The organism is Halomonas sp. GT, assembly GCF_002082565.1.
GTDB lineage: Bacteria > Pseudomonadota > Gammaproteobacteria > Pseudomonadales > Halomonadaceae > Vreelandella.
This window is the reverse complement of sequence record NZ_CP020562.1, coordinates 1,282,621-1,297,160: the sequence shown is the minus strand read 5'-3', so window position 1 is coordinate 1,297,160 and position 14,540 is coordinate 1,282,621. Positions and strand designations below refer to the sequence as shown.

The following is a 14,540-nucleotide window of genomic DNA, read 5'->3' as shown; positions in this document are numbered from 1 at the left end:
TGTGAAGCATTTAGCATCTACTGCGTTTGAATGTAAAAAGAGGATTCGGCCCCATGAGCTCGCCAATATCCGACGTACTTGTCATCGGCGGCGGCGTCGCCGGCCTAACCTTAGCCCTTGAAGTTGCTGACCACCTTTCGGTCACCCTGGTTAGGCCCGCTCTGGATGACCAGGGAGCCAGCCGCTGGGCGCAGGGCGGAATAGCAGCTGTACTCTCGCCAGACGACGATTTGGATGCCCATGTGCGAGATACACTCATTGCTGGCGATGGTCTTTGTGATGAAGAGGCTGTTCGATTTACAGTGACTCACGGCCCAGACGCCATTCAGTGGTTAATCGACAACGGCGTCCCATTTACGCCGGATCCAGACCCAAGCGCCCGCTATCCTTATCACTTAACACGGGAAGGCGGCCACAACGCACGTCGCATTATTCATGCTGACGATGCAACGGGACGCGCAGTCGTCGACACTCTGTACGAAAAAGTGGCCTCTCACCCCAATATTATTCAGCGCAATGACTTAACCATCCTACACTTAATCAGCGATACCACAGGCTGCTGCATTGGCGCGGAAGGCGTAGATCAACAGCAACAACAACAAACCCTTCTTGCTAAGCACATCGTACTGGCCACAGGCGGTGCAAGTGGCCTTTATCGGCACACCACCACCCCATCACCAAGCAGCGGGGAAGGCATGGTAATGGCTGCTGAATTGGGCGCTAAACTGATGAACCTTGAATTTCAGCAGTTTCACCCCACCTGCCTGTTTGACCCAGAAGGACCTGCTTTTTTAATTAGCGAAGCCGTACGAGGAGAGGGTGGGCATCTGCTAAATGAGGCTGGTCACCGGTTTATGCCCGATATCGATTCTCGCGCCGAACTGGCCCCCAGAGACGTCGTTGCCCGAGCAATCGATTCACAAATCCAACAAAGCAGCCAAGGGCATGTGTGGCTAGATATCAGCCACCTTGGGGCATCCGCTATTCGCCACCACTTCCCCACAATCTTGGCACACTGCGCCTCCCGGGGAATTGACATAACCCGCCAACCTATTCCAGTAGTGCCTGCGGCGCACTACAGCTGCGGTGGTGTTGCCACAGATCATCGCGGTGCAACTCACGTCACCAACCTCTATGCGATTGGTGAGATTGCTTACACGGGCCTACACGGCGCAAATCGCATGGCTAGCAACTCACTATTGGAGTGCCTGGTATACGCCAGAAGCTGTGCAAAGCACTTACTCACACCGGAAAAACGAGCACAGACACTGCCAGCTGAACCTAAAGCGCTTCTTAGTGATACCCTCGATGCAGTATCGCCATCAGACCAGCAGTGGTCATCCTCCTCATTGGAAATCCTGGCGACTATGCGTAGCGAACTGCGGGCAATAATGAGCCAGTATGTTTCGATTGTTCGCAGCAACCAGGGGCTAAGCATCGCTCACAACAAACTGAGCGACCTTGAGAAGCAGCTTAACGGTATTCATAGCGAAATTGCTGAAGACGGTTCTAACAACGCTATTGAAAGCACCATCGTTGGCAAACGCAGGCACTCTGAAAGCGTGCGCTTACAGCAAGCGCTATGGCTTGCAAAGCTGACAGTATTAGCGGCACTTCAAAGGCATGAATCACGAGGGCTGCATTACTCCATCGACTGGCCTGAACATCAGGAAAATACAGCGGCTTCGGAGATGTCACTTGATCAGCTATCGCCCGGGACGATGGCATAAACGCCGCAGCGAACGCTGGCTCTGAGCTGGCAGACTATCTGGCCATAGCCAAAGCCGCTGCGGTCCGACATGGAGCCCGACTAACCAAGGGCTCACGTAATCAGCAGTGACGGGCTGCTCGTTTTCAAGCTCCCCCTCTTCGGATAACCACTGAGCACTTAATTGATTGCCATTTTTTGAAATTCTTAACTCGCCAATGGGTTGATAGCGATACTCACGGCCCAGCAACAATATCGCTGCGGCTGCCGCAAGCAACGCTATCCACAGACTAACAAGCCACGCCGTTAACGCACACAACCCGAATGCCAAGAATGCGTGGAAAGCGCATTGGATTTTAGAGCGTGCGATAAGCAGAGTTGTCGGTATTTTCAGCATGCTCTACGATCATCTGCACGATGCGCTTCAACGCTGGCTCCTCGGGCCATTCACGACGCATCAGCCACCCAAAGAGGTCCTGATCCTCCTCCTCAATTAAACGCTGATAGGCTAACTGTTCATCTTCACTCAGCTCATCAAAGCGGTGCTCAAGAAACGGTATCAGCAACAGGTCAAGCTCCCACATGCCACGGCGAGAGTGCCAATAAAGCCGTTTACGCAATATGGCTGCAGGGGAAGTATCGTCGTTCAACGTCAGCCTCTCCAGTTACAAAATGAGCTGCCAGTATACCTAAGCCACAGGGTCGCGCCAGCGCCGCACTTCGCCTATGCTGTTATTCATTCTAGTACCTTGTTTTATCTGAATTGTTTTATGCTGTTATGCGCAGTATGCTGACTCTGTTGTTATCGAGGTCGCAAGCGCGTCACGGCCTTTAAAGTTCGCAGGGAGCCAACCGATGACCAAATCTGAACTAATCGAACAAATTGCGATGCGTCAACCGGAGCTATCCGCCAAAGAAGTAGAAACGGCGGTGCGTATTATTTTAGACGATATGACCGATGCTCTTGCTAGCGGGGGACGGGTTGAGATCCGAGGATTCGGTAGTTTTTCGCTTCACTACCGAGAGCCTCGTGTCGGGCGCAATCCTAAAACAGGAGACCCGGTCGACTTGGACGGTAAGTACGTCCCGCACTTCAAACCGGGCAAAGAGTTGCGCGAGCAGGTAGATGCAAGCCGTGCACTTGGCTATTAATGAGCTCACCGAGGCTACACAACCACGGCGTCTTCAATAGCAAGATTAATATGGTCTTGTTATCCGACTTTATGCGGGATGACGCCGCGCCACGACTCATACACAATAGAGCCATCATGAATGTCACTGACTAGGAAACTCTCATGCGTTGGATCAAAGGGCTGATTCTGGCCGTCATATTGCTGGTTGTTCTACTGGTGGGCATTTTATTTGCCGTCAACAACCAACAAACTATTGCCTTAAACCTAATTTGGGCAGAATTGCCGCCTGTGTCACTTTCTGTATGGCTGCTAGCGACGTTAGCTCTCGGCGTCATCCTAGGTATGCTTGCCATGCTGGGTGTTTACGTACGCCTTAAAGCGCAGCTAGCACGAAGCGAACGACACAATAGGCAACAGCGCAAAGAGCTAGACCGCCTACGCACCCAGGAGCTTAAGGAACTGGCTTAAATGTATGATGCCGTGCTGCTAGGCGTTCTACTAGCAGCCATTGCCATCGGCTTTGGCCTGGGTGTTCGTCACGCTTCCCGCCGCCGCCTGCGCACTCACGACTCTCGCCCATCTGGTTTATCGAGAGAGTACTTTGTCGGGCTCAATTACCTGCTAAATGAGCAGCCCGACGAAGCCATCAATACGTTTGTCAATGCATTAGATGTCAATAGCGATACAGTGGAAACTCATATCGCGCTGGGCAAGTTGTTTCGAGCACGCGGTGAAGCAGACAAAGCCGTTAGCATTCATCAAAACCTACTTGCTCGCCCCGCCCTTTCCACCAGCACTAACGAACATGTACAGCTTGAACTAGCACGTGACTTTATGGCGCTAGGCGTTCACGACCGAGCCCAGCGAATGCTGAGAGCGCTGCTGGATAAATCAGTCAATGACATCTATCGTCAGGAAGCCAAGCGGCTGCTAATTGATTTACTTGAACGCGAAAAAGACTGGCAAGAAGCACTCGATGTTGCACAGTCGCTGCTAAAACAACAGCCCGGCATGCGTCGTCCTGCTGCTCACTGGCTATGTGAACTCGCCCAGGAAGAGATACATCAAGCAAGTCGTGCGCTCGCCCGCAAGCACTTAAAAAAAGCGCTTCAGCTTGATGAACGATGTGTCCGTGCGACGTTACTGCTTGCTGAACTGGAAATGGATAATGGGCATTACACGCGCGCCATTGAACGCCTTAGCCATATCCCCCAACAGGATATTGCTCACATTCCCACTATGCTGCCCGCTCTTCAGCATGCCTATGAGCGAAACAACGATATTCAGGGGTTTGAGACGCATCTTTATCGGCTGCTGGGGCAAGCACCGTACACCAGTATAATTATCGCCTTAGGAGAACTCGTTCATCAAAGAGATGGCGTAGATAGCGCCATTGAAAGAACAGGTGAATGGCTTAGGGAAGCGCCTAGCCTAGGAGGGCTTGATTACTTGATCGACCTTTACCATGAAAGCCAACGCTTGAGTGGAAAAACTCCGCCAGATACGCGCTTGCTACTTTTAAAGCACCATACTAATGCCCTTTTAGAGGGCAAGTCTCGCCATCGCTGCCGCCGCTGCGGCTTTGCCAGTGACAGCCTAGCATGGCAGTGCCCTAGCTGCCGCCGCTGGGGCACTATCAAACCTATTACCGGGGTTGATGGCGAGTAACTAACCGACATTATTATCAGCCAGCCAGCTCAGCTTCTATGGCTGCTAGTGCCGCCATTGGTTCTTCCGCCTGTGTCACCGGCCGCCCAATCACTAAATGTGTACTACCAACACGCATCGCATCGCTTGGTGTCATAATACGCTGCTGGTCATTAGCCGCAGCAAAGCTCGGCCGTATTCCTGGGGTTACCTTCAAAAAGTCGTTACCACAGAGCGACTTTATTTGCGCTGCTTCCTGGGCTGAACAGACAACTCCACCTAATCCGCTCTGCTGAGTTAAGGCGGCTAAACGCAAGACATGTTCTTCAGGCGTAGCATCAATGCCTGTCTCATGTAAGTCTGCAGCTTGCATACTGGTTAGTACAGTAACGGCAATAAGGTGTGTACTAAGTCCATTATCATCTAAACGCTTCGCAGCCGTTTCCATCATCTTGCGCCCGCCGGAAGCATGCACGTTAACCATCCATACGCCTTGCTCAGCTGCCGCTTGCACCGCGCCTGCCACCGTGTTGGGAATGTCATGAAATTTTAAATCTAAAAAAATTTCAAAACCACGACCATGCAAGGCTTCTAACACCGCAGGGCCACTGCGCGTAAACAACTCTTTACCAACCTTCACCCGGCAGCGTTTAGGATCAAGTTGATCTGCCATGCATAAGGCCGAATCAAGAGAGGAATAATCCAGAGCGATAATCAAAGGGGAATCAGTAGCCACTACGCTTAACTCCATTTTTCATTTGACACATTATAACAGCCATCCCCACCCTGCTGTGTAAGCGATTGACCATTATCAGAGAGCAAATATCTTACAAATACCGTCGTTAATGTCTTACAGAACTCCTTCTATAAACGTATTAGTTTAATCAAGGCAAAAGGCATAGAAGAAGCTGAAACCTCTTTTGCATACACGAACCGCCACAATTTATAACTAATTGATCCAACGATCTATGGGATAGGCGGTCACAGGGAAATCTATGAGGATGTTAATAATGCAAACAACACTAAAAGGACTACTGGCCGCACTTCTACTGAGCTTAAGCCTGGGGGTTTCAAGCCTAGCGTTGGCACAAGATATAGCGCCTATTGATGTGAATACAGCGGATGCTGAGCTGCTTGCCGAACTGCCTGGCATCGGACCGAGCCGTGCGGCCGCTATTATAGAAGAGCGCGAGAACAATGGCGCATTTACTAATGCAGATGATCTCACCCGCGTTAGCGGCATTGGGCCTGCCACGGTTGATCGCATGCGCGACCAAGTGGCAACTGAAGAGTAAGGCGCTAAAACAGAGGTAGGCGTTAAACTTACATCACTTTCGTTCAAAGCCGCCATTTGGGGATATCCCAAACGGCGGTGATAGCAAGTAAGACGGCACTTAGTCAAATGCTGCCTAAAACCGCCTTTCAAGCCCTATCAAACCCCAATTAAAAGCCCACGCAAGCGTTATTTACAAGCACTATTTATAAGTGCTATTTAGAAGCTATCACCGGGTATGCGTACAGAACCTTCCATTAACACCCGTGCGCTACGGCTCATGACAGCTTGATCAATCTGCCAGCGACCATCGGTCAGGCTTGCTTTTGCACCTACACGTAGCGAGCCAGAAGGATGCCCAAAGGTCACCGCTTCACGCTCCTCACCACCTGCGGCTAAATTTACTAACGTGCCCTGAATGGCTGCTGCCGCGCCGATGGCAACCGCTGCGGTGCCCATCATAGCGTGATGCAGTTTACCCATTGAAAGCGCCCTTACCACGAGATCAATGTTTTCTTCACTCACCGCTTTGCCACTGGAGGCCGTATAGCTGGCAGGTGGGGCAACGAAAGCTACTTTCGGCGTATGCTGTCGGCTGGCCGCTTCATCAACGTGCTTAATCAATCCCATACGCACCGCGCCGTGGGCACGAATGGTCTCGAACATAGCAAGCGCCTTGGCATCGCTGTTAATCGCTTCTTGCAACTCACAGCCGGTATAGCCGATGTCCTGGGCATTAACAAACACGGTGGGAATACCTGCATTAATAAGCGTCGCTTTTAAAACACCAACACCGGGCACTTCCAACTCATCTACCAAGTTGCCAGTGGGGAAAATGGCCCCCTCACCGTCAGCAGGGTCCATAAAAGCCACGGGGATTTCAGCAGCAGGAAAGGTCACGCCATCCAGTTCAAAATCGCCAGCCTCTTGCACCTGACCATTCACAATAGGCACTTGAGAAACAATGGTTTTACCAATATTGACCTGCCAAATACGCACTTCAGCCACACCGTTTTTCGGCACCTTAGCGGGATCAATTAATCCATTAGCAATTGCATAGGGACCAACGGCGGCTGACAAGTTGCCACAGTTACCGCTCCAATCTACAAACGGCTTATCGATAGACACTTGCCCAAATAGATAGTCCACATCGTGTTCCGCGGACTCGCTCTTGGAAAGAATAACCGTTTTACTAGTGCTGGATGTCGCCCCCCCCATCCCATCAATCTGTTTTTCATAGGGGTCGGGGCTTCCGATCACCCTCATCAACAGCTTATCCCGCGCCTCACCTGGCACTCTCGCTGCCTCGGGCAAGTCGCTTAGAGTAAAGAACACTCCTTTACTCGTGCCGCCTCGCATATACGTGGCGGGAATACTAATTTGCGCAACATGAGACATAAACAACGCTCCCTAACCATTTTCGATGACGATGCCTAATGACCATGCTCAATATCGTTTCTCAATGACCATGTTCACTAACCGCATGCCGAAAAAAAAGCCCGGCGCTTAGCGACGGGCTCTTTCATTAATCGCCTTGGCACTACACGTTACACGCCTTCTTGGCTACGCCGTGGTGGATTCAAGAAAATCCTGTGCGAAACGCTGCAATACCCCACCGGCAGAGTAGATTGTGACCTCTTCGGCAGTATCAATGCGGCAGATCACTGGCACACGCTCAGTGGTACCACTTTGACGATGAATAACCAACGTCAGCTTAGCGCGAGGCTGAGGAGCACCTTCTACGTCGAAGACTTCCGTACCGTCCAGCGCTAGAGTTTTCCGTGTGGTGCCTTCTTCAAACTGCAGCGGCATCACCCCCATACCAATTAAGTTGGTACGATGAATACGCTCAAACCCTTCAGCCACAATAGCTTCAACACCCGCTAGCGCAACGCCTTTCGCCGCCCAGTCACGCGAGGAACCCTGACCATAATCTGCACCGGCAATAATGATCAGCGGCTGTTTACGTGCCATATACGTTTCAATGGCTTCCCACATCCGCGTCACAGTGCCTTCTGGCTCAACCCGTGCCAGCGACCCCTGCAACACTTTGCCCTGCTCGTCGTGCACCATTTCATTAAACAGTTTGGGGTTGGCCAAGGTCGCCCGCTGAGCCGTCAAATGGTCGCCTCGATGGGTCGCGTAGGAGTTAAAGTCCTCCTCAGGCAAGCCCATCTTGTGCAGATACTCGCCAGCCGCACTGTCCATCATGATCGCGTTAGAAGGCGACAGATGATCGGTGGTGATATTGTCCGGCAAGATCGCCAACGGACGCATGCCTTTCAAACCACGCTCGGCAGCCATATTGCCTTCCCAGTAGGGAGGGCGACGAATGTAGGTGCTCTGTGGCCGCCATTCATAAAGCGGGCTTACTTGAGTTCGCGCGCTCTTGTCGAGGTCAAACATTGGGATATAGGTTTGACGGAACTGCTCCGGCTTCACGGAAGCCTTCACAATTGCATCGATTTCGCTATCATCGGGCCAGATATCCTTCAGCGTAACAGGGTTTCCATCATGGTCGGTGCCCAGTACGTCTTTCTCGATATCAAAGCGAATCGTGCCCGCAATCGCGTAGGCAACCACTAACGGGGGCGATGCCAAAAACGCCTGCTTCGCATAGGGGTGAATACGCCCGTCAAAGTTACGGTTACCGGAAAGTACCGCTGTGGCATATAGATCACGGTCAATAATCTCTTTCTGGATCACCGGATCTAACGCCCCGGACATACCGTTACAGGTTGTACAGGCGTATGCCACGACACCAAAGCCAAGTGTTTCCAGCTCATCCATCAGCTTGGCTTCTTCCAGATACATCTTGACAGTTTTTGACCCCGGCGCTAGCGACGACTTAACCCATGGTTTGCGGGTTAACCCCAAGCGGTTAGCATTACGAGCAATTAAGCCAGCTGCTACCATGTTGCGCGGGTTAGAGGTATTCGTGCAGCTGGTAATGGCGGCGATGATGACTGCGCCATCCGGCATTCTGCCCGCTTGCTCGTCGGCCCTTGCTTTATCCAGGTCGATCGCGATACCGCGCTGGGCTAGCTCCGAGGTAGGCAAATGCGCATGGGGGTTGGAAGGCCCTGCCAAGGTGCGAGCAACGCTAGAAAGATCAAAGCGCAGTATCCGCTCATACTCAGCAGTTTTTAAACTATCGGCCCACAACCCTGTGTGCTTGGCATAGGCTTCGACAAGAGCAACCTGCTCATCCTCACGCCCAGTGAGCTTGAGGTAATCAATGGTTTGGTTATCGATGTAGAACATCGCCGCCGTGGCGCCGTACTCTGGTGTCATATTGGAAATGGTCGCCCGGTCGCCTACGGTTAACGCGTCAGCGCCTTCTCCGTAAAACTCCAGGTAGGCACCTACGACGCGCTCTTTACGCAGAAACTCAGTAATCGCCAATACCATATCAGTGCTGGTAATGCCCGGCTGCAGCTTGCCAGAAAGTTCTACACCAACGATATCCGGCAGGCGCATCATCGAAGCACGGCCCAGCATTACGCTTTCGGCCTCAAGACCGCCAACACCGACGGAAATGACGCCAAGCGCATCAACCATTGGTGTATGGCTATCGGTACCCACACAGGTATCCGGGTAAGCAATATGCACGCCTTGTTCATCAGGGCGGCACTGCACCACCGGTGACATTTTTTCCAGATTGATCTGGTGCATAATGCCGTTGCCCGGAGGAATGACATCGACGTTCTCAAATGCCACTTTGGTCCAGTTAATGAAATGGAAGCGGTCATCGTTACGGCGATCTTCTACCTGGCGGTTTTTTTCGAACGCATCTTTCTCAAACCCAGCATGTTCAACGGCCAATGAGTGGTCAACAATCAGCTGTGTAGGTACCACAGGATTCACTTTAGCCGGATCACCGCCCTTATCAGCAATGGCATCCCTTAGGCCAGCAAGGTCGACTAACGCGGTCTGCCCCAGGATGTCATGGCACACAACGCGTGCCGGATACCAAGGAAAATCCAAATCTTGCTTGCGCTCGATGAGCTGCTTCAGTGCGTCGGTTAACAGCGCTGGATCGCAGCGGCGTACCAACTGCTCAGCCAACACTCTGGACGTGTAGGGCAGCGTCGCGTAGGCGCCGGGCTTGATATCTTCAACGGCTTGATGCGCGTCGAAGTAATCTACCGGAGCCCCCTCTGCTGTCACGCCTGGCAGCGGCTTACGATAATTCGTGTTCATAATGCCTCTCACTTAATCACGGCCCGTTAAGGGTTAGTCACGCGCTTCGATGGGCACCCACTCGCTCTTCTCAGGGCCAGTGTAGTCGGCGCTAGGGCGAATAATGCGATTATTGGCGCGCTGCTCAAACACGTGGGCTGCCCACCCCGTCAAGCGGGACATGACAAAGATCGGCGTAAACAGCTTGGTCGGAATATCCATGAAATGGTAAGCACTAGCATGGAAAAAGTCCGCGTTGCAGAAAAGCTTCTTCTCGCGCCACATGACTTCTTCACAGCGCACAGAAACGGGATAAAGCACACTGTCGCCAACGTCTTCAGAAAGTTTCTTTGACCACTCTTTGATAATTTCATTACGCGGGTCAGACTCGCGATAAATTGCATGCCCAAAGCCCATGATTTTCTCTTTGCGCTCAAGCATACCAAGCATTTCACGCTCGGCTTCTTCCGGCGATGCCCAGTTCTCGATCATCGCCATGGCCGCTTCGTTAGCACCACCATGTAACGGGCCACGCAGCGAACCAATCGCGCCGGTAACACAGGAGTGCATATCGGAAAGCGTCGAAGCACACACACGCGCCGTAAACGTTGAGGCATTGAACTCATGCTCGGCGTATAGAATCAGTGATACGTTCATAACCCGCGCATGCAGCTCAGAAGCAGGCTCACCACGCAGCATATTCAAGAAGTGGCCGCCTACCGAGGCATCGTCGGTTTCAGTATCAATGCGAACACCGTCGTGGCTGAAACGGTACCAATAGCAAATAATCGAAGGCAGCACCGCTAGCAGACGATCAGAGACATCTTGCTGCTGGTCAAAGCTCTCTTCTGTCTCCAAGTTACCTAGCATAGAGGTACCGGTGCGCATCACATCCATTGGGTGCGCGTCTTTGGGGATTTGCTCTAGCACAGTTTTCAAAGCATCCGGTAAGCCACGCAGCCCCTTCAGCTTGGTAATATAGCTATCAAGCTCGGCTTGATTGGGCAGCTTGCCTTTCAGTAATAAATACGCGACTTCTTCAAACTTTGCCTTCTCGGCCAATTCTTTGATATCAAAACCCCGGTAGGTTAGTCCAGAACCTGTTTTACCCACCGTACACAGTGCCGTAGCTCCGGCGCTTTGCCCTCGTAGTCCTGCACTGTTTTGCGATTTATCAGCCATGTCGTGTCTCCTGTTAGCTCTTTTTATATGTTTTAGTCTTAATTTTATTAACGGCTATTAAGCGTCTTTCTGCTCAGCAAATAGCGCGTCGAGCTTTTGCTCGAAATCGTGATAATTCAAAAAGTCGTAAAGCTCATCGCGAGTCTGCATGGTATCGACCACCTCTTTTTGATGACCGTTATCTAAAATGCTCTGATACACCTTCAATGCGGCAGCATTCATAGCGCGGAAGGCAGAAAGCGGATAGAGCACCATGCGGCAGCCCACGTCGGCCAACTCCTGCTGAGAGAACAGCGGGGTCGCACCAAATTCAGTGATGTTAGCCAATATTGGCGCATTCACGCGCGAACAGAACGCACGATAATCATCCAGCGTATGCACGGCCTCGGCGAAGATTGCATCAGCACCCGCTTCCACACAGGCATTAGCACGTTCAATGGCGGCGTCTAAGCCCTCTTTCTGGAACGCATCGGTACGCGCAATCAGATAAAAATCGGGATCGAATTTGGCATCTGCCGCGGCTTTGATGCGGTCAACCATTTCCTGCTGGGACACAATGGATTTATTCGGGCGGTGGCCGCAGCGCTTTTGAGCCACTTGGTCTTCCAAGTGAACAGCAGCAACGCCTGCGCGCTGCATCTCTTTAACGGTACGAGAAATATTAAAAGCACCGCCCCAGCCCGTATCAATATCTACCAGCAGCGGAAGGTCAGTCGCACCGCATATACGATGTGCATCCTCAACAACATCGTTCATGCTGGTCATCCCCAAGTCTGGCAAGCCAAAAGACGCGTTAGCCACGCCACCGCCCGACAGATAAATCGCTTGGTGCCCCACTCGCTCAGCCATCAACGCGGTATACGCGTTAATCGTGCCTAGAATCGGTAGAGGGCGGTTCGCTTCTAGCGCAGCACGAAAGCGAGCACCTGGCGTGAGAGTAGATGAGGTGGACATTGGCGTTACTCCTTTAAAAGGCTTGACGGATAGTTATATCGAACTAATCCGCTGATGACGTTGATTGTTGTTCAAGGATAGCGGCGTAACGGTCGGCGACGTTTGCACGGGAAGCACTAACATGGCGGCGCATCAGCAATTCCGCTAGCTCGGCATCCCCGGCTTCAATGGCATCCACAATACGATGGTGCTCTACAAAGGCGAGCTGGGGCCGCTTACCGCTGGCGCTGAACTGAGTACGATAAAGACGCACTAAGTAGTAAAGATCGTCGCAAAGCAGGTTCATCAGCATTTTGTTATGGCTGCCTTGAACAATGCGATAGTGGAAGTCGAGATCGCCTTCGCGCTGATAGTAAGCTTCGCCACGCTTCAGGTCTGCCTGCCCTTCATGAAGTGCAAGCACCTCTCGCAGCCCCTTGATCTCCTCGGCAGACATGTGCTCGGCAGCCAAACGTGCAGCCATGCTCTCAAGCGCTTCACGCACATCAAACAACTCAAGCAGCTCTTTCATAGAGAGTTTGACGACGCGAGCGCCAACGTGGGGCACACGTTCAATAAGACGGTGCGCTTCTAAACGCCGCATGGCTTCGCGCAACGGACCGCGTGAGATACCGTACGTTTTAGAAAGTCCCGGCTCGGTAATTTTGCTGCCCGGTGCCAGCTCTCCACGTACAATAGCGTCTTGAAGCTGATGAAAGACCCGCTCAGCCAGCGTGCGAACTTCTGGAGAGACCTGATCACTGGGCGAATCAGCTGTAGAACGAGAAAGAGTAGCAAGTGAGGTCATGGCTAATTGTCGACAATTATGAGGTAAGAGAACTTTAGCCCGCCACATTTGTGCCGTCAACTAGTCAAAATGGTCGATTTTATTCACCTTTCGTGTAACCCAGCTATTTATTCTTGGGTTAATGTCAACAATCACTCTCTTTCCGTTAACCGTGTTTAATCTATCGTGAGAAAGGCGTCAGTGGTTAACACTGGTGTCATCTATTAACGACCTCTAGAATGCGTTGCCTTCCATCGGCCTGGCGTTTGCTTCATGACATCGGCGTTGACCATTAAAGCCCTGCCCTACTCTCCTACTCCACTGGAGATCTTTGCTCACCTGCGAAAGCGTCATGGTGCGGTATTACTTGATAGCGGCCGCCCATCAGCAAACGGGCGTTTCGATATTATCAGCAGTGACCCGCTGGCCACGCTGGAAGTCATGTCTGACGGACAAACTAACTTCACGTCAGCGCAGCTTGAACTTCCTTCGGCACTCACGAGAGACATGACCGCCCAGCAACAATGGATGCTTGAACAGCTGCCCAACTCAGACCTCCCCAGCGAGCTGCCTTTTTTAGGCGGTCTGATGGGTTATTGGAGTTATGATCTAGGACGTAATAACCTCGCGATCCCCAGCCGCCACCCCAGTGTTACTGATCTGCCATTGGCACGTTTGGGGCTTTACGACTGGTGCATTACCTTTGATCACGAGAAGCAGGCAGCATGGCTCATAGCAACAGAGAGTCGCCAACGGCAGGTTATGAAATGGCTGGCTAATCCACCAGCCAGTCTTGATAAAGACTTTCAATTAATCAGCCCCTTCCAGGGCGAACTAAGCCAAGCGGATTACACCGAACGTTTTAAGACTGTTCAGCGCTACATTCGCGCAGGCGACTGCTATCAAATTAATCTTGCCCAGCGGTTCACAGCGAGCTATGAAGGCGATGAATGGCAAGCTTACCTACGCCTTCGCAAGGCAACGCCGACGCCCTTCTCAGGCTTTATGGCATGGAAAAATCAGGCAGTACTCTCGCTTTCCCCAGAACGTTTTATCCAGTGTAAAGACGGGCAGGTGGAAACGCGCCCAATTAAAGGCACGCGACCAAGAGGTAAATCGCCGGAGGAGGATGCCGCCTTAGCAGAACAGCTATTAAACAGTACGAAAGACCGCGCGGAAAATGTCATGATTGTTGACTTGCTGCGCAATGACCTGGGACGCGTATGCGCACCAGGGTCTATTCGTGTACCGCAACTATGTCAGTTAGAGAGCTATCCGAACGTGCATCACCTGGTAAGCGTAGTTCAAGGCAAGCTCGCTAAGCATCGCTCACCGCTGTCTCTGCTGACAGCAGCGTTTCCTGGCGGCTCTATTACTGGCGCACCTAAAATACGCGCTATGCAAATTATCGACGAGCTGGAACCTTGCCAGCGTAGTATCTATTGCGGAAGCCTGGGGTACATCGATAAACGGGGCAGCATGGACACATCAATTGCGATACGCACCATGGTGGCAGATGCAGGCAAGCTGCATGTTTGGGGCGGCGGAGGATTAGTAGCCGACTCTAGGGCAGACGAGGAGTACACAGAAACGCTGGATAAAATCTGCCATCTAATTGGCGCTTTGGAATAAATAACAAAATTTTTACATCAAAAAGGAATATAAAAGCCAAACCAAACGGTATTGGGGCTAAGC

General features: G+C 51.9%; 14 protein-coding genes. 6 read left to right on the top strand and 8 right to left on the bottom strand.

All coding sequences use genetic code 11. The features are described from left to right. The first annotated feature begins 53 nt into the window (after nucleotides 1-53). Nucleotides 54-1,730: an L-aspartate oxidase gene (gene nadB / locus B6A39_RS06085; RefSeq protein ID WP_083002574.1), complete on the top strand. Its 1,677-nt coding sequence runs from the start codon at nucleotides 54-56 to the stop codon at nucleotides 1,728-1,730. Here nadB and B6A39_RS06080 read toward each other — a convergent pair. Both B6A39_RS06080 and B6A39_RS06075 read right to left on the bottom strand, forming a co-directional pair. Next, nucleotides 1,707-2,105 carry a protein YgfX gene (locus tag B6A39_RS06080; RefSeq protein ID WP_232318753.1) on the bottom strand — a complete coding sequence of 133 codons (399 nt, stop codon included), beginning with the start codon at nucleotides 2,103-2,105 and terminating at the stop codon, nucleotides 1,707-1,709. The genes nadB and B6A39_RS06080 overlap by 24 nt on opposite strands. Continuing rightward, nucleotides 2,065-2,358 (bottom strand): FAD assembly factor SdhE, encoded by a 294-nt coding sequence (locus tag B6A39_RS06075; protein ID WP_083002571.1) that lies wholly within the window; start codon nucleotides 2,356-2,358, stop codon nucleotides 2,065-2,067. Before B6A39_RS06075 ends, B6A39_RS06080 begins: the two co-directional genes overlap by 41 nt. Before the next feature lie 205 nt (nucleotides 2,359-2,563). Here B6A39_RS06075 and B6A39_RS06070 point away from each other — a divergent pair, with 205 nt between their 5' ends. The 3 genes from B6A39_RS06070 to lapB all read left to right on the top strand — a co-directional run bounded on the left by B6A39_RS06070 (nucleotide 2,564) and on the right by lapB (nucleotide 4,509). Then, nucleotides 2,564-2,860, top strand: coding sequence for an integration host factor subunit beta (locus tag B6A39_RS06070; protein ID WP_009722715.1), 297 nt, complete (start codon nucleotides 2,564-2,566; stop codon nucleotides 2,858-2,860). 143 nt (nucleotides 2,861-3,003) lie between these two features. Then, on the top strand, nucleotides 3,004-3,309 hold the full coding sequence (locus B6A39_RS06065; RefSeq protein WP_083002568.1) for a lipopolysaccharide assembly protein LapA domain-containing protein: 306 nt from the start codon (nucleotides 3,004-3,006) through the stop codon (nucleotides 3,307-3,309). Next, the gene (gene lapB / locus B6A39_RS06060; protein WP_083002563.1) at nucleotides 3,310-4,509 is read left to right on the top strand and encodes a lipopolysaccharide assembly protein LapB; all 1,200 of its coding nucleotides are present in this window, start codon (nucleotides 3,310-3,312) and stop codon (nucleotides 4,507-4,509) included. It abuts the gene before it with no gap. Between the two features lie 16 nt (nucleotides 4,510-4,525). Here lapB and pyrF read toward each other — a convergent pair whose 3' ends face one another. Then, nucleotides 4,526-5,224, bottom strand: coding sequence for an orotidine-5'-phosphate decarboxylase (gene pyrF, locus B6A39_RS06055; protein WP_083007861.1), 699 nt, complete (start codon nucleotides 5,222-5,224; stop codon nucleotides 4,526-4,528). Nucleotides 5,225-5,498: 274 nt separating this feature from the next. Here pyrF and B6A39_RS06050 point away from each other — a divergent pair, with 274 nt between their 5' ends. Continuing rightward, a complete protein-coding gene (locus B6A39_RS06050) occupies nucleotides 5,499-5,783 on the top strand; it encodes a ComEA family DNA-binding protein (RefSeq protein ID WP_083002558.1) in 285 nt (94 codons plus the stop codon). A 197-nt stretch (nucleotides 5,784-5,980) separates the two neighbouring features. Here the strand turns inward: B6A39_RS06050 and prpF are convergent, their stop codons facing one another. The 5 genes from prpF to B6A39_RS06025 form a co-directional block, all read right to left on the bottom strand. Continuing rightward, complete coding sequence (prpF, locus tag B6A39_RS06045) at nucleotides 5,981-7,159, bottom strand: 2-methylaconitate cis-trans isomerase PrpF (protein ID WP_083002554.1); 1,179 nt, start codon at nucleotides 7,157-7,159, stop codon at nucleotides 5,981-5,983. A gap of 165 nt (nucleotides 7,160-7,324) precedes the next feature. After that, nucleotides 7,325-9,964, bottom strand: a complete 2,640-nt coding sequence (acnD, locus tag B6A39_RS06040; protein ID WP_083002550.1) for a Fe/S-dependent 2-methylisocitrate dehydratase AcnD — start codon at nucleotides 9,962-9,964, stop codon at nucleotides 7,325-7,327. Between the two features lie 33 nt (nucleotides 9,965-9,997). After that, nucleotides 9,998-11,125, bottom strand: coding sequence for a bifunctional 2-methylcitrate synthase/citrate synthase (prpC, locus tag B6A39_RS06035; RefSeq protein ID WP_083002546.1), 1,128 nt, complete (start codon nucleotides 11,123-11,125; stop codon nucleotides 9,998-10,000). Between the two features lie 57 nt (nucleotides 11,126-11,182). Then, entirely contained in the window at nucleotides 11,183-12,079 is an 897-nt protein-coding gene (gene prpB / locus B6A39_RS06030) for a methylisocitrate lyase (protein ID WP_083002541.1), read from the bottom strand. Between the two features lie 43 nt (nucleotides 12,080-12,122). After that, entirely contained in the window at nucleotides 12,123-12,866 is a 744-nt protein-coding gene (locus B6A39_RS06025; protein WP_083002537.1) for a GntR family transcriptional regulator, read from the bottom strand. Nucleotides 12,867-13,118: 252 nt separating this feature from the next. Between B6A39_RS06025 and pabB the strand changes: the two genes are divergently transcribed. Further along, nucleotides 13,119-14,477 carry an aminodeoxychorismate synthase component I gene (gene pabB, locus B6A39_RS06020; RefSeq protein ID WP_083002534.1) on the top strand — a complete coding sequence of 453 codons (1,359 nt, stop codon included), beginning with the start codon at nucleotides 13,119-13,121 and terminating at the stop codon, nucleotides 14,475-14,477. Nucleotides 14,478-14,540: the final 63 nt, after the last annotated feature.